Source organism: Sphingomonas sp. AC449 (assembly GCF_979253475.1).
This window is the reverse complement of sequence record NZ_CEEDCZ010000004.1, coordinates 208,027-228,959: the sequence shown is the minus strand read 5'-3', so window position 1 is coordinate 228,959 and position 20,933 is coordinate 208,027. Positions and strand designations below refer to the sequence as shown.

The 20,933-nt window shown below is 68.0% G+C and carries 18 protein-coding genes; 10 read left to right on the top strand and 8 right to left on the bottom strand.

Annotated elements, in window-relative coordinates; genetic code table 11:
- Window positions 1-45: 45 nt before the first annotated feature.
- Window positions 46-780, bottom strand: a complete 735-nt coding sequence (locus AC0CH3_RS09725; protein WP_354303401.1) for a hypothetical protein — start codon at window positions 778-780, stop codon at window positions 46-48.
- A 117-nt stretch (window positions 781-897) separates the two neighbouring features.
- On the opposite strand from AC0CH3_RS09725, the gene AC0CH3_RS09720 reads away from it, so the two are divergent.
- On the top strand, window positions 898-1,119 hold the full coding sequence (locus tag AC0CH3_RS09720) for a hypothetical protein (protein ID WP_056019876.1): 222 nt from the start codon (window positions 898-900) through the stop codon (window positions 1,117-1,119).
- A gap of 59 nt (window positions 1,120-1,178) precedes the next feature.
- Here AC0CH3_RS09720 and AC0CH3_RS09715 read toward each other — a convergent pair whose 3' ends face one another.
- The 3 genes from AC0CH3_RS09715 to AC0CH3_RS09705 form a co-directional block, all read right to left on the bottom strand.
- The gene (locus AC0CH3_RS09715; RefSeq protein ID WP_465237807.1) at window positions 1,179-1,778 is read right to left on the bottom strand and encodes a glycine zipper 2TM domain-containing protein; all 600 of its coding nucleotides are present in this window, start codon (window positions 1,776-1,778) and stop codon (window positions 1,179-1,181) included.
- A gap of 108 nt (window positions 1,779-1,886) precedes the next feature.
- Window positions 1,887-2,312, bottom strand: a complete 426-nt coding sequence (locus AC0CH3_RS09710) for an OsmC family protein (RefSeq protein WP_056019882.1) — start codon at window positions 2,310-2,312, stop codon at window positions 1,887-1,889.
- A gap of 96 nt (window positions 2,313-2,408) precedes the next feature.
- Window positions 2,409-2,717: a glycine zipper 2TM domain-containing protein gene (locus AC0CH3_RS09705; RefSeq protein ID WP_200916220.1), complete on the bottom strand. Its 309-nt coding sequence runs from the start codon at window positions 2,715-2,717 to the stop codon at window positions 2,409-2,411.
- A 243-nt stretch (window positions 2,718-2,960) separates the two neighbouring features.
- Between AC0CH3_RS09705 and AC0CH3_RS09700 the strand changes: the two genes are divergently transcribed.
- Entirely contained in the window at window positions 2,961-3,608 is a 648-nt protein-coding gene (locus AC0CH3_RS09700) for a trimeric intracellular cation channel family protein (protein ID WP_354303582.1), read from the top strand.
- 8 nt (window positions 3,609-3,616) lie between these two features.
- Here the strand turns inward: AC0CH3_RS09700 and sppA are convergent, their stop codons facing one another.
- Entirely contained in the window at window positions 3,617-5,491 is a 1,875-nt protein-coding gene (sppA, locus tag AC0CH3_RS09695; RefSeq protein WP_354303397.1) for a signal peptide peptidase SppA, read from the bottom strand.
- Between the two features lie 526 nt (window positions 5,492-6,017).
- Here sppA and AC0CH3_RS09690 point away from each other — a divergent pair.
- The 3 genes from AC0CH3_RS09690 to groL all read left to right on the top strand — a co-directional run bounded on the left by AC0CH3_RS09690 (window position 6,018) and on the right by groL (window position 9,589).
- Window positions 6,018-7,415: an MATE family efflux transporter gene (locus tag AC0CH3_RS09690; RefSeq protein WP_457325800.1), complete on the top strand. Its 1,398-nt coding sequence runs from the start codon at window positions 6,018-6,020 to the stop codon at window positions 7,413-7,415.
- Window positions 7,416-7,555: 140 nt separating this feature from the next.
- Window positions 7,556-7,843, top strand: a complete 288-nt coding sequence (gene groES / locus AC0CH3_RS09685) for a co-chaperone GroES (RefSeq protein WP_056022032.1) — start codon at window positions 7,556-7,558, stop codon at window positions 7,841-7,843.
- 99 nt (window positions 7,844-7,942) lie between these two features.
- On the top strand, window positions 7,943-9,589 hold the full coding sequence (groL, locus tag AC0CH3_RS09680) for a chaperonin GroEL (protein ID WP_055873865.1): 1,647 nt from the start codon (window positions 7,943-7,945) through the stop codon (window positions 9,587-9,589).
- A gap of 198 nt (window positions 9,590-9,787) precedes the next feature.
- Here the strand turns inward: groL and AC0CH3_RS09675 are convergent, their stop codons facing one another.
- The gene (locus AC0CH3_RS09675; RefSeq protein ID WP_457325805.1) at window positions 9,788-10,882 is read right to left on the bottom strand and encodes a mannose-1-phosphate guanylyltransferase/mannose-6-phosphate isomerase; all 1,095 of its coding nucleotides are present in this window, start codon (window positions 10,880-10,882) and stop codon (window positions 9,788-9,790) included.
- A 143-nt stretch (window positions 10,883-11,025) separates the two neighbouring features.
- Here AC0CH3_RS09675 and AC0CH3_RS09670 point away from each other — a divergent pair, with 143 nt between their 5' ends.
- The 5 genes from AC0CH3_RS09670 to AC0CH3_RS09650 are packed head-to-tail and all read left to right on the top strand — an operon-like array spanning window position 11,026 to window position 18,760.
- Window positions 11,026-12,414, top strand: coding sequence for a TIGR03013 family XrtA/PEP-CTERM system glycosyltransferase (locus AC0CH3_RS09670; protein WP_354303393.1), 1,389 nt, complete (start codon window positions 11,026-11,028; stop codon window positions 12,412-12,414).
- On the top strand, window positions 12,393-14,477 hold the full coding sequence (gene prsK, locus AC0CH3_RS09665) for an XrtA/PEP-CTERM system histidine kinase PrsK (RefSeq protein WP_354303391.1): 2,085 nt from the start codon (window positions 12,393-12,395) through the stop codon (window positions 14,475-14,477). The genes AC0CH3_RS09670 and prsK overlap by 22 nt, the downstream gene beginning before the upstream one ends.
- On the top strand, window positions 14,474-15,847 hold the full coding sequence (gene prsR, locus AC0CH3_RS09660; protein WP_354303389.1) for a PEP-CTERM-box response regulator transcription factor: 1,374 nt from the start codon (window positions 14,474-14,476) through the stop codon (window positions 15,845-15,847). Before prsK ends, prsR begins: the two co-directional genes overlap by 4 nt.
- Entirely contained in the window at window positions 15,840-17,894 is a 2,055-nt protein-coding gene (locus tag AC0CH3_RS09655; protein ID WP_354303387.1) for a tetratricopeptide repeat protein, read from the top strand. Before prsR ends, AC0CH3_RS09655 begins: the two co-directional genes overlap by 8 nt.
- 38 nt (window positions 17,895-17,932) lie before the next feature.
- On the top strand, window positions 17,933-18,760 hold the full coding sequence (locus AC0CH3_RS09650) for an ATP-binding protein (RefSeq protein ID WP_354303385.1): 828 nt from the start codon (window positions 17,933-17,935) through the stop codon (window positions 18,758-18,760).
- Window positions 18,761-18,817: 57 nt separating this feature from the next.
- Here the strand turns inward: AC0CH3_RS09650 and AC0CH3_RS09645 are convergent, their stop codons facing one another.
- A complete protein-coding gene (locus tag AC0CH3_RS09645) occupies window positions 18,818-19,066 on the bottom strand; it encodes a hypothetical protein (protein ID WP_333995937.1) in 249 nt (82 codons plus the stop codon).
- Between the two features lie 88 nt (window positions 19,067-19,154).
- Window positions 19,155-20,930, bottom strand: a complete 1,776-nt coding sequence (locus AC0CH3_RS09640) for an ABC-F family ATP-binding cassette domain-containing protein (protein ID WP_354303383.1) — start codon at window positions 20,928-20,930, stop codon at window positions 19,155-19,157.
- Window positions 20,931-20,933 lie beyond the last annotated feature (3 nt).

Below are 20,933 nucleotides of genomic sequence, written 5' to 3'. Positions count from 1 at the left end.
GCGTGGCTGCCCGGTCGATCCTGCGCGCGCTCCGGCTTCGGCCCGTCAGCGTCCCGCGTTCGATACCAGGTCGACGTCGCTCCCGCCGTCTGCGCGCGGGGTCACGTACACCACATACGCATCCTCGCCGCGAACGCCGCCCAGCACGTGCTGGCGTCCATCGGTGCTGTGCCCCGCGGAATAGCCCGCGGTGCTGGCCTTGGTGTAGTAATAATCGAGCAGCCGCTGGGTCGCCGCGCCGCTCGAAAAGCTGACGACGCGCAGGCGGCAGCCCTGCTGGTCCGCACCCGCCGCCTCGGACAGCCGCGCATCGGGATAGAGCGGAAGATCGGCCGGCAGCCGGTTCGCCCAGCCCGCGCCATAGCCGATGGCGCGCGCGCAGGCCGCGGCGTTCGGCGTCCGTTGCCGTTCGGCGAGCGCGCCGAGCGTCAGCGCGCCGTCTGCGGCCTTGCAGTCGGGACAGTCGGTCGAGGGGGCAGGCGCACGCTTCAGCGTCCGCGGATCGACCGGATCACCGCGGCGGATGGTCATGTCGGGCGGGATCGCGCTCGTTGCGGGGCGGGTCGGCGGGCGGATCACGTCGTCGTTCGAGGACTGCGCCAGTGCCGGGTCGACCATGATCTGATCGGCAAGCGCGGCGCGGAGTGCCGGGTCGTCCGCATTGCCGTTGGTCAGCTCGGCATCGAGACTGGCAAGGTCCTGCTGATCGACCGCGGGCTTGTCGCACGCGATCAGTGCGAGCGGGAGGATCGTCGCCACGAAGGGGAGGGAGCGTATCATCACGCGGACCTTATGCACCGGCGGGCGTGAAGAAAGCGTTTTTGGTCGGGAGAGCAGGAGAGAGGGGTTCGCCGCGCTTGTCTTGTCGCGGGCGGCGCGACTCGCCATGTTCGGAGCATGCTCAATATCGTCTCGATCCTCATCGGCCTCGTCACCCTCGCACTGGGCCTCGTCGCGTTCATCCCGCTGCTCGGATGGATGAACTGGCTCGTCATTCCGATCGGTATCGTCGGCGCGTCGGTCGGTGCGCTCTCGTCGGGCAATGCCGGGCGCAACCTGAATATCGTGCTGATCATCATCTTCGCGCTGCGGCTGATGCTCGGCGGCGGCATCATCTGATTCCATGAAAAAGGGCCCGGTGTCGCCACCGGGCCCCATCACGTCGTGTATCGCGCGGATCAGCGGCAGCGCACGTTGCCGCGATCGATCGACTGGCCGAGCACGGCGCCGCCGCCCGCACCGATCAGCGTGCCGAGCAGCTGCGACCCGCCGCCTGCGATCACGTTGCCGAGCGCGCCACCAGCGAGCCCGCCGATGATCAGCCCGGTCGTGCCATCGTTGCGGCGGCAGTAATAGCGGCCGTTGCCGCCGCGATAGATGCGGTCGTTACGTCCGAGCCGACGCTCCTGATAATAACGGCCATCACGGTAATAGCGGTCGGCGAAATAGCCGCGCTGGCCGCGCTCGAAGCGGTTATGGTCATAGCCGCGATAGTTTTGCCAGTTGCGCCCGTCGTTGCGGCGATCCTGGCGGATGTCGCGAATGTCACCGCGGCGATCCTGGCGCGGGTCGCGCACCTCGTCGCGATACTCACGACGTGCATCGCGCACGTCACCGCGCGAATCGGCGCCGCGTACGTCGCGGCGATAGTCGCGACGCGCATCGCGGACCTGGTCGTTATACTCCTGATTGGCGCCGCGAACCGTGGACTGTGCGGTGGCGGGAAGCGCGCCGAATGCAGTCGCCGCGAGTGCTGCCGAAAGAAGCGCGATACGCATCATGTGTCTCCTGACTGTCTTGCGCGATGAACGGCCGGCTGCCGTCCGGAGTTGCGTGAACCGCAAACTACCATTCGTTCAGCCGGCCGTCAGGGACACGTCGTCCGATCAGGCGAGCGTGTGCTCGAGCGTGATCTCGGCGTTCAGGACCTTCGACACCGGGCAGTTTGCCTTGGCATCCGCGGCGATCGCCTCGAATTCCTCGGGCGAGATACCCTCGACCTTGGCGTTCAGCGTCAGCGCCGACTTGGTAATCTTGAACCCGTCGCCGTCCTTGTCGAGCGTCACCTTCGCGCTGGTCTCGAGCGTGCCCGCCTCATAGCCCTTGCCCGCGAGCGCGAAGCTCAGCGCCATCGTGAAGCAGCTAGCGTGCGCGGCGGCGATCAGCTCCTCCGGGTTGGTACCGGGCTCGTTCTCGAACCGCGTGTTGAAGCCATAGGGACTGTCCGAGAGCACGCCCGACTGAGTCGAGACATGGCCCTTGCCGCTCTTACCGAGGCCGTCATATTTGGCCGAACCGCTGCGTGTGGTCATCGTTCTTCCTTCCAGGACATGAAAAAGGGGCGCGGCGGTTTCCCGCGACGCCCCTCCTCAACGCGCAACTCGCCAAATGGCGGCGCGCGATTTTAATTAGCGGCAACGACGGTTGTTGTTGCTGCTGCCCTTGTCGATCGCACGACCGGCGAGCGCACCTGCGGCGGCACCACCCAGCGTGCCGAGCGTACGGTCGCCACGTGTATCGATCGTCCGGCCGAGCAGGGCGCCACCGACGCCGCCGATGATCGTACCCGTGGTACCGTTGTTCTTCTTGCAATAGACGCGGCCATCGCGCCCGCGCCACTCACGCTTGCCGCGCTGTGCATCCGCCGCCGAAATCGGCACTGCCATCGTCGGCAGGACAAGGGCGGTCGCGCTCAGTGCCATGATCAACTTACGCATCGTTTTTACTCCCATTTGAATGATCTGTTTGCGTAACGGTCGGACTTTACCGGCGGTTGCATGAACTCAAAACAACGTCGCGTTCATCCAGCGCAGTACGGGCCGCGTGCCAACTTATCCCCGCTATCCACAGGCAGTTTTCCACACGACACGCCGGGGCGAACCAAAAAACGCGCAGGTCTCATCGGCATCCAGTCGCGATCCCGGCTTGTGCGCGACGCGGGAGCGGGTACGCCGCTGGCCATGCTGCCCGTCGCCATCCTCCCGCCCGAAATCCTCCCCGCCGCCGCGCGCTGGCTCGATCTGGCCGGGCTCGCCGTGTTCGCCGCGTCGGGCGCACTCGCCGCGGCCAAGCGCGGGCAGACCTTCGTCACGCTGATCTTCTTCGGGCTGATCACTGGCGTCGGCGGCGGGACCGTCCGCGATCTGCTGATCGACGCGCCGGTGTTCTGGATCCACGACGCGCGGGCAGCGACCATGTGCCTGTTCGTCGCGACGCTGATCTGGACGACGCCGGCGCGGTGGTGGCGCGACGAGGCGCTGGGCTGGTTCGACGCGGTCGGGCTCGCCGCCTATGCGGTCTTTGGCGCCGCCAAGGCGCTGGGCTACGGCGTTCCACCGGTGCCCGCGGCGCTGATGGGGGTCATGTCCGCCTGTGTCGGCGGGATCATCCGCGACGTGCTGGCGGGCGAGCCGTCGATCCTGATGCGCCCCGAACTCTACGTCACCGCCGCCGCGCTGGCGTCAGCGACCTATGTCATCCTCGTCCTGCTGGGGCTCCCCGTCGGCTGGTCCGCGGTGATCGCGGCGAGCGCAGGGTTCACATTGCGCGCGCTCGCGATCCGCTATCACCTCGCGCTACCCGCCTATGCGGAGCGCGCCGACCCGTAAGCGACGCGTCAGAACCCGATCCGCGCGAGCAGCAGGTCGAGCAGCCGCGCGTCGCTTACATCGCCCGCGCTCGGGCCGATCCCGCCGCATTCGAGGCAGGTCGCCTGGATCGACCCCGCGCTCGCCAGCCGCTTCATGTCGCCCAGCGCACGCGCGACCATCTGGCGACGCTCGATCGCGATCCGGCCAAACGCGTCGCTGCCGGTGGTCGTGTCGTCATCGCCGGCATCGAAGTCGCTGGCGAGCCGCGCGAGGAAGCCCGGCGGCTTTTCGAGATATTCGGCATGCACCTTGGCCGGGTCGAGCCTGGCGCGCTTCGCCGCCTCGTCGATCGCGTCCTTCAGCGTGCCGAACCGGTCGACCAGACCAATCTGGCGTGCGGTGCCGCCATCCCAGACCCGGCCCTGCGCGATCGCATCGACGCGCGCCGGGCTGAGATGGCGCGATGCCGCGACGCGCGCGATGAACTGGCGATAGCCATTCTCGATCCCCGCCTGGATCAGCGTGTCGAACATCGGCGTGGTGCCGCCGACGATATCGGGCTGCCCCGACAGCGGCGTCGTCTTCACGCCGTCGGTGGTGATGCCGATCTTGGCGAGCGCATTCTCGAACGTCGGGATGATCCCGAAGATGCCGATCGACCCGGTGATCGTGCCCGGCTCGGCGAAGATCGCGTCCGCGGGGGTCGACACCCAATAGCCACCCGATGCCGCCATTCCGCCCATCGAGACGACGACCGGCAGGCCCTTTTTCTTCGCCTCGAGGATCGCGAGCCTGATCTGCTCTGACGCCAGCACCGAGCCGCCCGGCGAATCGACGCGTACGACCAGCGCCTTGAGGTTCTTCTTGGCCAGCCCGTCGAGCATCGCCTTCTCGATCGTCTTGCCCGCGGCGGTGCCCGCGCCGCCCTCGCCGTCGACGATGTTGCCTGCGACGGTCAGCACGCCGATCGCATCGCCCCCCGTCGGCAGCGGGTTCGCGCGGACCCAGGCGTCGTACGTGATCTTCGCATAGGCGCCGACCGGCTTGCCGGTCTCGACGCCGGCGATCTCGGCCACGCGTTTGCCGAACGCGGTCCGGTCGCCGAGCTTGTCGACGATCCCCGCGCGCAGGTTGGCGGTCGCGATATCGCCGTTGGTTGCCAGCACCGCGGCGTCAGGACGCGCGACGAATTGCGCGATCTGCGCCTTGGGCCGCGACTTGGCGACCGCCTCGCGCCACTGGTCGAACAGCGTGCCGTACAGCGCCTGGCTCGCGGCGCGCGCGTCGTCGCTCTGGCTGGTGCGCGTATAGGGCTCGACGAACGACTTGTAGCGCCCGACGCGGTAGACGTGCGTGTTGACGCCGAGCTTGTCGATCAGCCCCTTGTAGAAGATCTGGTTGCCGCCCGGCCCCATGAAGAGCGTCCCGCCGAGCGGGTTGACCCAGATCTCGCTGGCATTCGCCGCCAGCCGGTATCCGCCATCGGTATAGGCGGTGGCATAGGCGAGCACGGGCTTCTTGGCGGCGCGGACGCGCGCGAGCGCATCGCCGATCTCGCCCAGCGCGGCGGGATACGCGCCGGTGAACCCGTCGAGGTCGAGCACGACCGCCTTGACCCGGCTGTCGGTCCGCGCGGTATCGAGCGCGCGGACGACGTCGCGCAGGCGGAACTGCTTGGGCGTGTTCTGTCCCGACAGCGACGCGAACGCGGCGGGTTCCGCGGGCTGCTCGACGATCGAGCCATCGAGGTCGAGCACCAGCGCGCCGTCCTTGATCGCCTTGGTCCCCGGCCGCGCGTTGAGCGCCGCGAAGACCAGACCGAAGAACAGCAGCATCGCGATCAGGACGAGTGCGTCCTTGATCCCGACCAACAGCTTCCATGCGCCGCGTACCAGCTTCACCTGCGTCTCCTCGTACCGGCCATGCCGGTTGATCCGATGCCGGCGATGCCGGTTTTGCCGCGACGATAGCCGTGTGTGTCATGCGGGAGCAATACGCTTATCCAATTCCGGGCCCAGCCGATCCGCGGGTCCTGAACCTGATCCACCGCGGCCGTCCGGAAGCGGCACCCCCCACCGTCATCCTGACGAAAGTCAGGACCCAGAGCCAAGCAGGGCAGCGCTGTGTAACCCTGGATCCTGACTTTCGTCAGGATGACGGGGGAGGGGGCGGCGTAGCTCCTCAGCGCCCCCCGCACACCGCTCGCACCCGTCGACATTACCTTCACGGCCCGCCGCCGCCCCGCCTGCGCACCGTCACCGCAATATCCCACCCCCCCGTCATCCTGACGAAAGTCAGGATCCAGAACCCAGCAGGACGACGCCGGCCCCGCGGCTCCTGACCAAGCACCACGGGTCGTCCACCCGGCGTCGCGCGCAGGGCATATCGCGGGTGCCTCCCTGCACAAATCCGGCTAGGGGCGAGCGGGTGATCGAACCCGTTCCCATCGCCACCGGTCCGGCGCCGGCCGACGCCCGCGCCGAATTCTACGCGCTGCTCCGGCTGGCCAGCCCGCTGGTCGGGGCGAACCTGATCCAGATGGCGGTGTCCGCGGTCGACGTGATCTTCGTCGCGCGGCTCGGCACGGTCGATCTTGCCGCCGCGACGCTCGGCGTGTTCGTCTTCAACCTGCTGATGTTCGCGCTGATCGGGCTGACCAGCGCGGCGGCGCCGCTGATCGCCGCCGAACTCGGCCGCCGCGCGCATGCCGTGCGCGAGGTCCGGCGCAGCGTGCGGATGGCGCTGTGGCTCGGGATCCTCGGTTCGCTCCCCGTCATCCTAGTCCTCACGCAGGGCGAAACGCTGATGCGGCTCGCCGGGCAGGACCCGGAGGTCGCGCGCCGCGCCGGCCGGTTCATGACGATCATCGCCTTTGCGCTGCTGCCCGGCGTGCTCGCGGGCGTCATGCGCACCGCGGCGGCGGCGCTTGGCCGGCCGGGCTGGGCGTTTCTCGTCACCGGGCTGTCGCTGCTCGTCGGGATCGCGGGCAACTGGCTGCTGGTGTTCGGCAATCTCGGCTTCCCCGCGCTCGGGCTCGAGGGCTCGGCGCTCGCCAGCGTCGCCAGCCTCGGCGTGATGATGATCGCGTATGGCGTGATCCTGACGACCGACCGGCGGCTGCGGCGCTTCCACCTGTTCGGCCGCTGGTGGCGGACCGAATGGTCGCGCTTTCACGAGATCGTCCGGCTCGGCACGCCGATCATGCTGACCTGGATCTTCGAAGGCGCGCTGTTCGGCGGCGCGGCGCTGCTGATGGGGCTGATCGGCGTCGCCGAGGTCGCGGCGCACGCGATCGCGCTCAATATCGCCGCGGTCGCGTTCCAGGTGCCGTTCGGCGTCGCGCAGGCGGCGACGATCCGTGTCGGCATGGCGTACGGCGCACAGGACCGCGTCTGGATCGGCCGCGCGGGCAATGTCGCGCTGGTCGTCGGGATCGGCTTCATGGCGGCCAGCGCGCTGCTGATCTGGGCGGTCCCGCGGCTGATGATCGGCGTCTATGTCGATCCCGACCTGCCGCAGAACGCGGTCGTCGTCGCGCTCGCGCTGCGCTTCCTCGGCGTGGCCGCGGTGTTCCAGCTCGTCGACGGCGCGCAGGCGGTCGCGGCGGGCGTGCTGCGCGGGCTGCAGGATACCCGGACGCCGATGCTGATCGCGCTGTTCGGCTATTGGGTGATCGGCTTCGGCACCGCGATCCTGCTCGGCTTCCGCACGCCGCTTTCGGGCGAGGGGGTGTGGTGGGGGCTGTTCGCAGGGCTCGCGGTGGTATCGGTGATGCTGCTGTGGCGCTGGTCGGGGCGTGATCGGCTGGGGCTCGTCTCGGCCTGACCCGCGGATTGTACCGATTGACGCGATTTTCGATTGGACGCCCGTTGACGATGCCGGGGACGCGGCACATATGACGGCTGTTGGCACTCGATATCGTCGAGTGCCAGAAATCTGTCACAAACCTAAAGGACATGGATCCCATGAACTTTCGTCCGTTGCACGACCGCGTGCTGGTGAAGCGCCTCGAAGCCGAAGAGAAGACGGCTGGCGGCATCATCATCCCCGACACCGCCAAGGAAAAGCCGCAGGAAGGCGAAGTCGTCGCCATCGGCACCGGCACCCGCGCCGAGAACGGCACGATCACGCCGCTCGACGTCAAGGCCGGCGACAAGATCCTGTTCGGCAAGTGGTCGGGCACCGAGGTCAAGGTGAACGGTGAGGACCTCCTCATCATGAAGGAATCGGACATCCTCGGGATCGTCGGCTAACCACCTTCCCGTCGCCCCGGCGCAAGCTGGGGTCTCCCAATTACTGCAAGACCCCAGCGTCCGCTGGGGTAACGCAAAAATTCTGAAAGGGCAGCTGACATGGCTTCCAAGGACGTAAAATTCGGTCGTGACGCGCGTGAGCGCATCCTCCGCGGCGTCGACATCCTCGCCGACGCAGTCAAGGTGACCTTGGGCCCCAAGGGCCGCAACGTCGTCATCGACAAGAGCTTCGGCGCACCGCGCATCACCAAGGACGGCGTTACCGTCGCCAAGGAGATCGAGCTCAAGGACAAGTTCGAGAACATGGGCGCGCAGATGCTGCGCGAAGTGGCCTCGAAGACCAACGACATCGCCGGTGACGGCACGACCACCGCGACGGTTCTGGCGCAGGCCATCGTCCGCGAGGGCATGAAGTCGGTCGCAGCGGGCATGAACCCGATGGACCTCAAGCGCGGCATCGATCTCGCCGTCGTCAAGGTCGTCGAGGACGTCAAGGCGCGTTCGAAGCCGGTTTCGGGTTCGAAGGAAGTGGCGCAGGTCGGCATCATCTCGGCCAATGGCGACCGTGAAGTCGGCGAGAAGATCGCCGAAGCCATGGAGAAGGTCGGCAAGGAAGGCGTGATCACCGTCGAGGAAGCCAAGGGTCTCGAATTCGAGCTCGACGTCGTCGAAGGCATGCAGTTCGACCGCGGCTATCTCTCGCCCTACTTCATCACCAACCCCGAAAAGATGACCGTCGAGCTTCAGGATCCCTACATCCTGATCCACGAGAAGAAGCTGTCGAACCTGCAGGCGATGCTCCCGATTTTGGAAGCCGTCGTTCAGTCGGGTCGTCCGCTCCTGATCATCGCCGAGGACATCGAGGGTGAGGCGCTCGCCACGCTCGTCGTCAACAAGCTGCGCGGCGGCCTCAAGGTCGCAGCGGTCAAGGCACCGGGCTTCGGCGATCGTCGCAAGGCGATGCTCGAGGATATCGCGATCCTGACCAAGGGCGAGATGATCTCGGAAGACCTCGGCATCAAGCTCGAGACCGTCACGCTCGGCATGCTCGGCACCGCCAAGCGCGTCACGATCGACAAGGACAACACCGTCATCGTCGACGGTGCCGGCGATCATGACTCGATCAAGGGCCGCACCGAAGCGATCCGTCAGCAGATCGAGAACACGACCAGCGACTATGACAAGGAGAAGCTCCAGGAGCGTCTCGCCAAGCTCGCCGGTGGCGTTGCGGTGATCAAGGTCGGCGGTTCGTCGGAAGTCGAAGTCAAGGAGCGCAAGGATCGCGTCGACGACGCACTGCACGCAACCCGCGCAGCCGTCGAAGAGGGCATCGTCCCCGGTGGTGGTACGGCTCTGCTGTACGCGACCAAGGTCCTCGACGGCCTGACCGGTGCGAACGAAGACCAGACGCGCGGTATCGACATCGTCCGCAAGTCGCTGACGGCTCTGGTTCGCCAGATCGCGCAGAACGCGGGTCATGACGGTGCGGTGGTTTCGGGCAAGCTGCTCGACGGCAACGACTCGAACATCGGCTTCAACGCCGCGACCGACACCTACGAGAACCTGGTGGAAGCCGGCGTGATCGATCCGACCAAGGTCGTCCGTACCGCGCTGCAGAATGCAGCATCGGTCGCAGGCCTGCTGATCACGACCGAAGCGGCCGTGAGCGAAATGGCCGAAGACAAGCCCGCCATGCCCATGGGCGGCGGCGGCGGCATGGGCGGCATGGGCGGCATGGACTTCTGATCTTGGACCGGGGCAGGACAACCTGCCCCGGACACAAGATCAGAACGGCCGGCGGGCTGGGCGGCGAAAGCCCCCAGTCCCGTCCGACGAAAAGGGCCGGCTTTGCCGGTCCTCCGTTGCGACCAAGACGACCCAAAGCAAAAGGGCCGGGGATCGCTCCCCGGCCCTTTGTCCGTTTCGAGTATTGACGAAAAAGCCTCAGCGGTTCTTCATCGCCGCGATCAGCTTCTTCACTTCCTGGCTGCGACCGCGCGGCATGATCAGCACGTCGTTGCCGCTCGCCACGACGATCAGGTCCTCGACCCCGACGAGCGCGACCTTGACGCCGTCGCTGCGCACCAGACAGTTCTTCGTATCGATCGCCAGCACGCTGCCGTCGCCATCGCCGCGATGCGCATTGCCGTCCGCGTCACGCTCGCTGATCGCATGCAACGCGTCCCAGCTGCCGACGTCGTTCCAGCCCATCGCCACCGGCACCACCGCGACGCGGTCCGCCTTTTCCATCACGGCATAGTCGATCGAGTCATCGGGAGACGCGGCGAAGGCCTCGGCATCCGGATAGATCCGCGTGCCTTCGCGACGGGCGAGCCTCATCGCATCGGTCGTCGCGACCAGGATGCCGGGATCATGCTGCGCGAGCGCGGCGAGATAGGCGTCGGCACGGAACAGGAAGATGCCGCCATTCCAGGCATGATCGCCCGAGGCGAGCATCGCCTGCGCCTTGTCGAGCGGCGGCTTTTCGACGAACCGCGCGACGCGGTGGACGCCCGCGGCCAGTTCCTCGCCGACCTGGATCCAGCCATAGCCGATCTCGGGTGCGTCGGGCGCGATGCCGAACGTCACCAGCCAGCCCTGCGCGACCATCGGCAGCGCCGCGGCGATCGCGGCGTGGAAGGCGGGCAGGTCGGCAATGACGTGATCGGACGGCATGACGAGCATCGCATCGCCGCTGCCGGCACCCGTCTCGCCCGCGGCGATCGCCGCCAGCGCGATCGCCGGCGCGGTGTTGCGCCCCGTTGGTTCGAGGATCAGCGCCTGCGCCTCGGCACCTGCGGTCTTCAGCTGCTCCTCGACCAGATCGGCATGCGCGGCATTCGCCACGACGATCGGCGCGGCGAAGCGTTCGCCCCGGGCGCGGCCCGCGGTCAGTTGCAGCATGCTTTCTTCGGCGGTAAGCGCAAGCATCTGCTTGGGCATCTCGGGTCGCGACATCGGCCACAGCCGTGTTCCGGAGCCGCCTGACAGAATCACCGGAATAATCGTTCGAACCGTCATGCATCCTCCATCGGCCATGACCTATAACGGCCATTCCGGCCCTGCCAATCGTCAAGCCCGCCAGCTTCGGATCATATTCAGAGTTTGTTGGTGAAATTCTGTCAAACGAACGCCCACGTGTCGGTTGCGTTTACAGACACCCTGTCGGGATGCGCCAAGCCATGGTCAGGCTCTTCAAACATTACGTCCCCTATGCAGTCCTGCTGCTTGGCTTCGTCGACGCGATTCTCCTGATCTGCGCCGCCGAGATCGGCTGGGTCGTTCGCGCCCGGCAGATCGGGATGGAGGTCGAGCCGATATCGACGCGCGTTGCGCAACTGGTGACGTTCGCCGCCTCGCTGCAGATCGCGCTGATAGCGGTGGGCGCCTATGGTGTGGCGTCGTTCCTGTCGTTGCGGTTTGCCGCGGCACGCCTTGCCGTCGCGTTCTCGCTGGGCGTCATCTTCCTGTCGCTCATCTTCTTCCTGGTACCGGCATTGACGTTCTGGCGGTCGAACCTCCTGTACGCGACGGTGATCGCAGCGGTGCTGCTGGTGACGGTACGGGCCGTACTCGGGCGGGCCTTTGGCGGCGATACGTTCAAGCGGCGTATCATCGTGCTGGGCGCGGGTAAGCGGGCGGCGCGGATACGGGTACTTTCCGAACAGCCGGGCATCAACTTCGTCGTGGCCGGGTTCGTCGCGATGGGAGAGCCCGGCGCGGTGATCGACGGCGCGATTCCCCGCGAGGACATTCCCAATCTTTCGGCGCACATCGTCGATCACAATGCGAGCGAAGTCGTGCTCGCGCTCGAGGAACGGCGTAACGCGCTGCCGCTGAAGGACCTGCTGCGCGTCCGGACGACCGGCGTCCAGGTCAGCGAGATTTCGAGCTTTCTCGAGCGCGAGACCGGGCGGATCGATCTCAACAGCGTCAACCCGTCCTGGCTGATCTTCTCCGACGGGTTTGCGAGCGGCCGGATGTTGTCGAGCGTGTTCAAGCGGGCGTTCGATATCGTCGCCAGCCTGATCCTGCTCACGATCACGCTCCCGGTGATCCTGCTGACGGCGCTGGCGATCAAGGCGGAGTCGCGCGGGCCAGCCTTCTACAGGCAGCGGCGGGTCGGGCTGTACAATCAGGATTTCGATATCCTCAAGCTTCGATCGATGCGGCAGGATGCGGAGGTCGCGGGCGAAGCGGTATGGGCGGCGGAGCAGGATCCGCGGATCACGCGCATCGGCCGGCTGATCCGCAAGGTGCGGATCGACGAGCTGCCGCAGACATGGACCGTGCTGCGCGGAGAGATGAGTTTCGTCGGCCCAAGACCCGAACGGCCGCAGTTCGTCGACCAGCTCGAGGAGCAGCTACCCTATTATGCCGAGCGGCACATGGTGAAGCCGGGCATCACCGGCTGGGCGCAGATCAACTATCCCTATGGCGCGTCGATCGAGGATGCCCGGCACAAGCTCGAATATGACCTCTACTACGCCAAGAACTACTCGCCGTTTCTCGACATGCTGATCCTGTTGCAGACGCTTCGGGTGGTGATTTGGCCGGGCGGGGCGCGGTGATGATGGCGGCGGGGATATTGTGGAGCCACGCGTTTGCGGGGCTGTTGTTCGGGTTGTTGACGGTCATGCAGGCGCGGCGTCCGGCGGGGACCTGGCCGCGCGGGGCGTTCGTCGCGGCGCTGGGGTTGAGCGCGTTATGCGCGCTCGCGGTGTCCGGGATCGGCGCGGGCGACGTCAGCACGCGGATCGCCGAGAGCGCGCGCAACATCGCCTGGCTGGGCTTCATGTTCGCGCTGGCGCGACGCGACCGGGCCGCCACGCTCGCGCTGAGCGCGGTGTATGTCGCTGTAATCGCAACCGCCGTGATCGCCGCGGGGATGGCCGTCGTCGCGCTGGTGCCGATGCCCGAGAGCGCGCTCGCCGCGCTCGACAGCGCGCGGCTGGTCTTCGGGATGATGGTCGCGGTCAGCGCGCTCGTCCTCGTCAACCACCTCTATCAGGCGCATGCCGCCGCCGCTGCGGGCGCGGGGCGGATACGCCTCGTCCTGCTCGCGTTGGGGGTGCTGTGGACGGTCGATCTCGTGACGTTCGGGGTGAGTTTGATAGGGACGACACAGGCCGGTGCCGTGATGCTGACACGGGGCCTGGTGATGATCGGTGTGGCGTTGGCGCTGCTCGTTGCGGTCAATCGCAGCGGCGATGCACCGCTGGCGCTGTCGCGGCCGATCGCGACCCGCTCGCTCGGCGCGATCGCGCTGATCCTCTATGGCGGGATGACGCTGGTCGCGACGCAGGTCGCGGACAGCTATGCCGGGCCCTATGCGCGCCTCGTCCAGACCGCGATCATCTGCGGATCGACCGCCGCGCTGCTGACGCTGCTGGCGACGCCGTGGCTGCGCGCGTGGACGCAGGTGACGGTCGCCAAACACCTGTTCCGGCATCGCTATGATTACCGCGCCGAGTGGCAGCGTTTTACCGACACACTCGGATCGCCGGGCCGGACCGCCGAGACGCTGGAATGCCGCGTCATCAAGGCGGTCGCGGACATCACCGCATCGCCTGCGGGGCTGTTGCTGGTAGCCGATGGCGATCGCGACGGCGCGCTGCGCACGGCGACCGGCTGGAACTGGCCGCATGGGGGGCATGACGCCGATCCCGACGCCGTAGTCGCGCTGCACCTGCACGAACGCGCGCACATCGTCGAACTCGATTCGGTCCGCAACGGCAGCGCCCCCGACGAGACGCGGTCGCGTATCCCCGGCTGGCTGCTCGCGTGTCGCGAGGCGTGGGCGATCGTCCCGCTGGTCCACGGCGGCGCGATGGTCGGCGCGATCGTACTCGCGCGGCCGCCCGTCGACCGCTCGCTCGACTGGGAGGATTTCGACCTGTTGCGCGTCGCGGGCCGCCAGGCCGCGAGCTATCTGGCGGAGGATCGCGCGCACAGCGCACTCGCCGATGCGCAGCGCTTCGACGAGTTCAACCGCCGCTTCGCGTTCATCCTCCACGACATCAAGAATCTCGTCAGCCAGCTGAGCCTCGTCGCGCGCAACGCCGAACGCCATGCCGACAACCCGGAATTCCGCATCGACATGATCGCGACGCTGAAGGAATCCGCGGACCGCATGAACATCCTGCTCGCGCGTCTGTCGCAGCATCATGTCACGCGCGACGAACCGGTGCAGCCGATCGAGGTCGGCGCGCTGATCGAACGCGTCGCGGCAACGCACCGGCTGCTGCACCCCGTCACGACGCGGGTATCGGCGGCGACGTTCGCGACCGCGCAGGCGGGGCGGCTCGAACAGGTGCTCGGGCATCTCGTCCAGAACGCGATCGAGGCGAGTGCGGCGGGGGACGCGGTCCTGCTGTCGGTCGAGACCGCCGGGCGCTCGGTCGTCGTCGACGTCGTCGATCACGGATGCGGGATGAGCGCGGGGTTCGTCCGCGACCAGCTGTTCAAGCCGTTCGTCTCGTCCAAGCCGACGGGGTTCGGGATCGGGGCTTGCGAGGCGCTGCAACTCGTGCGCGAGATGCGCGGAACGCTGGAGGTGAACAGCCATGAGGGAGAGGGGACGCGGTTCCGCATCCGCCTCCCGATCGCGGACGTGATGGAGGTAGCGGCATGAGCGGCGACGGCTCTTCGGGCGGGGCGCGGCCGGTCTTGCTGATCGTCGAGGACGATATCGGACTGCAGCGTCAGCTACGCTGGGTCTATGACGGCTATGAGATCGTCGTCGCGAGCGACCGGGCGCAGGCGATCGACGCGGTCCGCGCGCATGAGCCCGCGGTCGTCACGCTCGACCTCGGCCTGCCACCCGATCCCGACGGCGTGACCGAAGGCTTTGCGACGCTGCGAGAAATCCTCGCACTCAAACCCGATACCAAGGTCATCGTCGCATCGGGGCACGGTGCCCGGCAAAGCGCGCTGACCGCGATCGCCGACGGCGCCTGGGATTTCTATGCCAAGCCGATCGATATCGATGCGCTCGGACTGATCGTCGCACGTGCGTTCCACGTCCATGCGCTCGAGGCGGAAAACCGGCGGCTTGCGGCGCGTAACGCCAATGCGGGCTTTGGCGGCCTGATCGCGGCGTCGCCCGAAATGGCGGCGGTGACGCGGACGCTGGAGCGGGTCGCCCCCGCCGACGTCTCGGTGATGCTGCTCGGCGCGAGCGGGACGGGCAAGGAACTGCTCGCGCGCGGGCTGCACGATGCATCGCCGCGCGCGCAGGGCCGGTTCGTCGCGATCAACTGCGCCGCAATCCCCGAAACGCTGCTCGAAAGCGAGCTGTTCGGGCACGAGAAGGGCGCGTTCACGGGCGCGATCAAGACGACCGAGGGGAAGATCGAACAGGCCGCGGGCGGCACGCTGTTCCTCGACGAGATCGGTGACGTTCCGCTCGCGTTGCAGGTCAAGCTGCTGCGCTTCCTGCAGGAGCGGGTGATCGAGCGCGTCGGCGGGCGCAAGGCGATCGCGGTCGACACGCGGATCGTCTGCGCGACGCATCAGAATGTCGACGCGATGGTCGCGGCGGGGCGGTTTCGCGAGGATCTCTATTACCGGCTCGCCGAGATCGTCGTCCGGATTCCGACGCTCGCCGAGCGCAGCGGCGATGCAGGCGTGCTGGCGCGTCACTTCATCCTCAAACATGCCAAGGCGATGAACACAGGGGTGACCGGTCTCGCCGCCGATGCGCGCGCCGCGATCGACGGCTGGGGCTGGCCCGGCAACGTCCGCGAGCTCGAAAACCGGATCAAGCGCGCGGTGATCATGGCGGACGGCAAGCTGATCACCGCAGCCGATCTCGATCTCGACGGCACCGCCGACGACGCGGATGCGCTGAACCTGCGCGCGGCGCGCGAGGTCGCCGACCGCAAGGCGATCCGCCGTGCGCTGGCGCGTGCCGAGGGCAACATCTCGGGCGCGGCGCGGATGCTGGGGATCAGTCGGCCGACGCTGTACGATCTGCTCAAAAGCTACGACCTGCATGGCTGATACGCCGTATCCCCTGCTCCGGCGGAAGCGCGTGGTCCGGTGGACGCGCGTCTTCACGCCGATGCGGCTGCGGTTGCTGGCGATCGCGCTGCTCGCGCTCGTGGTCGTCGCGGGCGTTGCGGTTCTCGCGACGCGGAGCCCCAAAGTGGATGCGCGAACGGCGCTCGCCGATGCGCGAACGACGCTGGCCGCGGGCAATTACAGCGCGGCGCGGCGCAATGCGCAGGCCGCGATCGGCGCGGCACCCGCGATGGGTATCGCGCACGCCGTGCTTGCACGCGCCGACCTCGAGCTTGGCGACGGTCTGGCGGCAGAGGCTGAACTGGTGCGCGCTCGCGACACCGGGGTCGCGGCGGACCGGCTCCATCATCTGCAGGCGCAGGCGCGGCTTCTCCAGGGGGATCCCGCCGGCGCGATCGACGCGGCCGACCAGGCGGGGCCACGCTACGCCGCTGATGCACAACGCGTTCGCGCGCAGGCGATGGCGGCGCAGGGCGATACCGTGGCGGCGCGGGCGATCCTGCGGCGGCAGGTCGAAGAACAGCCCCGCGACGGCGCGGGCTGGACCGCGCTCGGCCGCCTGGCGCTCAATGCAGGGGACGTCGGGAGTGCCGCCGCCGCCGCGGCGCAGGCGGTGGCGTTGCTGCCACGCGAGCCCGCCGCGCTGACGATGCAGGGCGAGGTGGTACGGCTGCGGTACGGCCTGATCGCGGCATTGCCGTGGTTCGAGCGCGCGTTGGCGACCGATGCCTATTATCACCCGGCGCTGATCGAATATGCGGCGACGCTGGGCGATGCCGGGCGCTATGCCGACATGCTCGCGGCGACGCGGCGCGCCCAGCTGGCGCGGCCGGGAAGTCCGCAGGCGCTGTACCTGCAGGCGGTTCTCGCCGCGCGCGCCGGGCGGATCGAGCTCGCGCGGTCGCTGCTGCAGAAGACCGGCGGCGCGATCGACGGCCTGCCCGGTGCGATCCTGCTCAGCGGGTCGCTCGACTATGCCGAGGGCAAGTTCGAACAGGCGAGCGCGATGTGGCGCGGCCTGGCACGGCAGCAGCCGCTGAACGTCGGCGTCCGCCGGCTGCTCGGTGCGGCATTGCTCCGGTCGGGCGATCCGCGTGCGGCGCTCGACATGCTGCGACCGATCGGTGCGCGCGGCGATGCGGACAGCTATGCGCTGACGCTGCTCGGGCGCGCGCTCGGCGCCGTCGCCGAGACCCCCGACGATGCGGCGGCCGTGGCGGCGTATCTCGACCGCGCCGGCCGCGCCGCGACGGGTGCGTCCGAGCCGTTCTGGATCGACGACCAGATCGGGACGCTCGAGGCCGATGTCGCGCGCACTCCTGACGTGCCGAGCCTGATGCTCGCAGCGATACGCGGTCGTGCGCAGGCGGGCGATCATGCCGGTGCGATTGCCCGCGCGCGGACACTGGCCGCTGCGAGTCCGGGGGCGCCCGCCGCGCTGCTCGCGCTGGGGGACGCGCTGAGCGTGGCGGGGCGCTACCGCGACGCGGCACCGGTCTATGCGCGGGCGGCAAACCTGCGGTTCGACGAGCCGGTGATGCTGCGGCTGGTCGATGCACTCGGGCGGGCCGGACAGACCGAGCCGGCCGCGACCGCGCTGGCGCTCTATCTGTCACAGAACCCGCAGAGCGTTGCCGCGCGGTGGATTCTTGGCCGCCTGCAGCTCGGGGCGGGGCAGGCGGCGGCGGCGATCGAGACGCTCGAAGGCGTTCGGCACCAGCTCGTCAACCGCGATGCGCTGCTGCTGGCGGATCTGTCGCGTGCCTATGGCGCGGTGGCGGCGCGCGAGGGCGAGGATGGCGAGGATGGCGGGGGGGGCGATGCGGTCGCGCTGCGCTATGCACGCGCCGCCTATGCGCTCGCGCCGATGAATGCGGCAGTGGTGGATGCCTATGGCGTCGCGCTGGCAGCGGACGTCGAGGCGGGCCCGACGGCACGCGACGGCGCGCGGCAGCTTCTCGAGAAGGCGGCAAGGCTCGCGCCTGGCGACGGGGTGATCGCCTCCCATCTGGCGGAACTGCGCTGACGCTTGTGTGATCCGGCGCGCGTCGTCACTACCGCGCGATGACCGATCCCCTCGACCGTATCGCGGCTGCTCTCGAGCGGCTGTCCCCGCCACCTCCTCCGATGGTCGATCTGTGCGCGCACCCGGCCTATGTCTGGCGTGAGGGCGTGCTCGACATCGCGCGCGGCTTTGCGCCGGTGGCGCTCGACCTGCTGGTCGGGATCGACCGGCAGAAGTCCGCGCTGCTCGAGACGCTCGGGCGACTGGCGCGCGGGCATGCGGCGCATGACGTGCTGCTGTGGGGGGCGCGCGGGACGGGCAAGTCGGCGCTCGTCAAGAGCGCGGTGGCGGCGGTGCAGGCGGATGCGGATGCCGGGCTGCCCGCCGGTGCGGGTCTTGCGATCGTCGAGGTGTTCGACGTGCGGACGCTCCCCGATCTGTTCGTGCGACTCGCAGGGGTCGCACGTCCGTTCGTCGTGTTCGTCGACGATCTGGGGTTCGAGGCACCGGGCGAGGCGCGGACGCTGCGATCGATGCTCGAGGGCGGGTCGGAGCCTCGCCCGGCGAGCGTCCGGCTGGTTGTGACCGCGAACCGCCGGCACTTGGCGCCGCGCGACATCGCCGAGCAGGAAAGCGCGATCAATCCGCGCGATGCGGTCGACGATCATCTGGCGCTGGCGGATCGGTTCGGGCTCAGCCTCGGCTTCCACGCGCTCGATCAGGACGGGTATCTAGCGATCGTCGCCGGCTATGCACAGCGTCACGCGCTTGCCTATGATCCCGCTGAGGCGGTGAACTGGGCCACGCGCAGGGGCAGCCGCTCGGGGCGCGTCGCGTGGCAATATGTCGTCGATCTGGCCGGGCGTGCCGGTCGCGCGCTGCGATAGGCGCTATCGAGACAGGAAAAGTTGGGACCGGGGCCAGGCCCCGGTCCCGCAAACAGCTTAGTTGCTGTCCGAGTTGTCGTCGTCCTTGACGATGGCGATGACGCCGATCGCAACAACGCCGGCGCCGATCAGCGCTGCGATGATGCCACCACCAGCGAGCTCGCTCTTCTTCGACGTCGCCGTGCCGACGCGTGCGTTCGAAACCGACAGGCTCGAAGCAGGGTTGGCAGGTGCTGCAACGGCAGCAACCGAGGTCGACATCATGGCAAGCGCGAGGGCGCCACCGGTCAGGTTCTTAAGGTTCATAGAAATCTCCAAGACTTACAACTACGGTATGCTGCAACGCCGCAATGCCGTTCTGGTTCCCTATAGGAAAAAAGCGCGGAAGGCGAGCTTACCCTTCTGCCTGTTCGGCGAGCGTCAGCCAGCGCAGTTCGGCCGCCTCCTTCTCCGCCCGCGCCGCCTCGATCGCCGCGGTCAGGCGCGTGAACGTCGCATGATCGCGCATGTACAGATCGGGTGCGGCAAGCTTGGTCGCATCGGCGGCGATCTGCGCGTCGAGCGCCTCGATCCGCTTGGGGAGCAGCTCATAGTCGCGCTGATCCTTGTAGGTCAACTTGGCGCGCGGTGCAGGAACCGGCGGCGCGGTCGCGGCGACCTTCTTGGACGCGCGCTTGCCGGTGGTGGTCGAGGCGCGGCGCTTTTCCCAGTCCTCATACCCGCCCGCGACGACGTCGACCGTCCCCGAACCGTCGAGGCCGAGCGTGATCGTCACGGTCCGGTCGAGAAAGTCGCGATCATGGCTGACGATCAGGACGGTGCCGTCATAGTCGCCGATCACCTCCTGCAACAGGTCGAGCGTCTCGAGGTCGAGATCGTTGGTCGGCTCGTCGAGCACCAGCAGGTTCGACGGCTTGGCGAACTCGCGCGCGAGCAGCAGGCGTGACCGCTCGCCACCCGACAGTGACCCGATCTTCGCGTCGACCATGTTGGGGTCGAACAGGAAGTCCTTGAGATAGCCGTGGATATGCTTGCGCACGCCAAGCACGTCGATCCATTCGCCGCCGTCGACGACGACTTCGCGCACCGTCTTCTCGGGCGCCATCAGGCTGCGCTGCTGGTCGATCACGACCGCGTCGAGCGTCTTGGCCAGCTTGATCGTGCCGCTGTCGGGCTCGATCTCGCCGGTGAGCAGCTTGAGGAGCGTCGACTTGCCCGCGCCGTTGCGGCCGACGATGCCGATCCGGTCGCCGCGCGTGACGCGCAACGTCAGGTCGCCGATGATCGTGCGGTCGCCATAGGACTTGGTGACGTTCTTGGCGTCGATCACGACCTTCGACTTGGTGTCGTCGCTGCTGGTGGTCAGGTTCGCCGAGCCCTGCGGTCCGATCATCGAGGCGCGTTCGGCGCGCATCTCGTGCAGCTTGGTCAGGCGGCCCTGGTTGCGCTTGCGCCGTCCGGTGACGCCGCGGAGCAGCCAATGCTCCTCCAGTTTCAGCCGTGCATCGAGCTTCTCGGCCTGGCGCTGTTCCTCGGCGTACACCTGTTCGGTCCACGCCTCGAACCCGCCGAAACCGATCTCCGCACGCCGGATCGCGCCGCGGTCGAGCCACAAGGTCTGCTTGGTGAGGCGCGTCAGGAAGGTACGGTCATGGCTGATCACGACGAACGCGCCGCGGAAACGCTTGAGCCAGTCCTCGATCCATTCGATCGCGCCGATGTCGAGATGGTTGGTCGGCTCGTCGAGCAGCAGCACGTCCGGGTCCTGCGCGAGCGCACGGACGATCGCCGCGCGGCGACGCTCGCCCCCCGACGCCGAGCCCGCCTCGCGCGACAGGTCGATGCCGAGCTGGTCCGCGATCGAATCGGCCTCGTAGCTGACGGGCGCATCGTCGCCCGCCATCACATAGTCGCGCAACGTCGCGAAGCCGCGCAGATCGGGTTCCTGCTCGAGGATCACGACGCGCGTGCCGGGGACGATCGTCCGGCGGCCCTCGTCGGCGATGACGCTCCCGCCCAGCAGCTTCAGCAGCGTGGTCTTGCCCGCGCCGTTGCGACCGATCAGCGCGAGCCGGTCGCGCGGGCCGATATGGATGTCGAGGTTGCGAAAGAGCCATCCCGACCCCTGGACGAGGCCGAGGTCTTCGAATGCTAAGATTGGTGCTGCCATGTC

Coding starts and splice junctions, on each gene's coding strand:
- AC0CH3_RS09705 (WP_200916220.1), bottom strand. CDS start 2,717: ATGCGTAAGTTGATCATGGCACTGAGCGCGACCGCCCTTGTCCTGCCG.
- AC0CH3_RS09710 (WP_056019882.1), bottom strand. CDS start 2,312: ATGACCACACGCAGCGGTTCGGCCAAATATGACGGCCTCGGTAAGAGC.
- prsR (WP_354303389.1), top strand. CDS start 14,474: ATGAGCGGCGACGGCTCTTCGGGCGGGGCGCGGCCGGTCTTGCTGATC.
- AC0CH3_RS09670 (WP_354303393.1), top strand. CDS start 11,026: ATGGTCAGGCTCTTCAAACATTACGTCCCCTATGCAGTCCTGCTGCTT.
- AC0CH3_RS09715 (WP_465237807.1), bottom strand. CDS start 1,778: ATGCGTATCGCGCTTCTTTCGGCAGCACTCGCGGCGACTGCATTCGGC.
- AC0CH3_RS09700 (WP_354303582.1), top strand. CDS start 2,961: ATGCTGCCCGTCGCCATCCTCCCGCCCGAAATCCTCCCCGCCGCCGCG.
- AC0CH3_RS09655 (WP_354303387.1), top strand. CDS start 15,840: ATGGCTGATACGCCGTATCCCCTGCTCCGGCGGAAGCGCGTGGTCCGG.
- AC0CH3_RS09650 (WP_354303385.1), top strand. CDS start 17,933: ATGACCGATCCCCTCGACCGTATCGCGGCTGCTCTCGAGCGGCTGTCC.
- AC0CH3_RS09675 (WP_457325805.1), bottom strand. CDS start 10,882: ATGGCCGATGGAGGATGCATGACGGTTCGAACGATTATTCCGGTGATT.
- AC0CH3_RS09720 (WP_056019876.1), top strand. CDS start 898: ATGCTCAATATCGTCTCGATCCTCATCGGCCTCGTCACCCTCGCACTG.
- groL (WP_055873865.1), top strand. CDS start 7,943: ATGGCTTCCAAGGACGTAAAATTCGGTCGTGACGCGCGTGAGCGCATC.
- groES (WP_056022032.1), top strand. CDS start 7,556: ATGAACTTTCGTCCGTTGCACGACCGCGTGCTGGTGAAGCGCCTCGAA.
- AC0CH3_RS09645 (WP_333995937.1), bottom strand. CDS start 19,066: ATGAACCTTAAGAACCTGACCGGTGGCGCCCTCGCGCTTGCCATGATG.
- AC0CH3_RS09640 (WP_354303383.1), bottom strand. CDS start 20,930: ATGGCAGCACCAATCTTAGCATTCGAAGACCTCGGCCTCGTCCAGGGG.
- AC0CH3_RS09725 (WP_354303401.1), bottom strand. CDS start 780: ATGATACGCTCCCTCCCCTTCGTGGCGACGATCCTCCCGCTCGCACTG.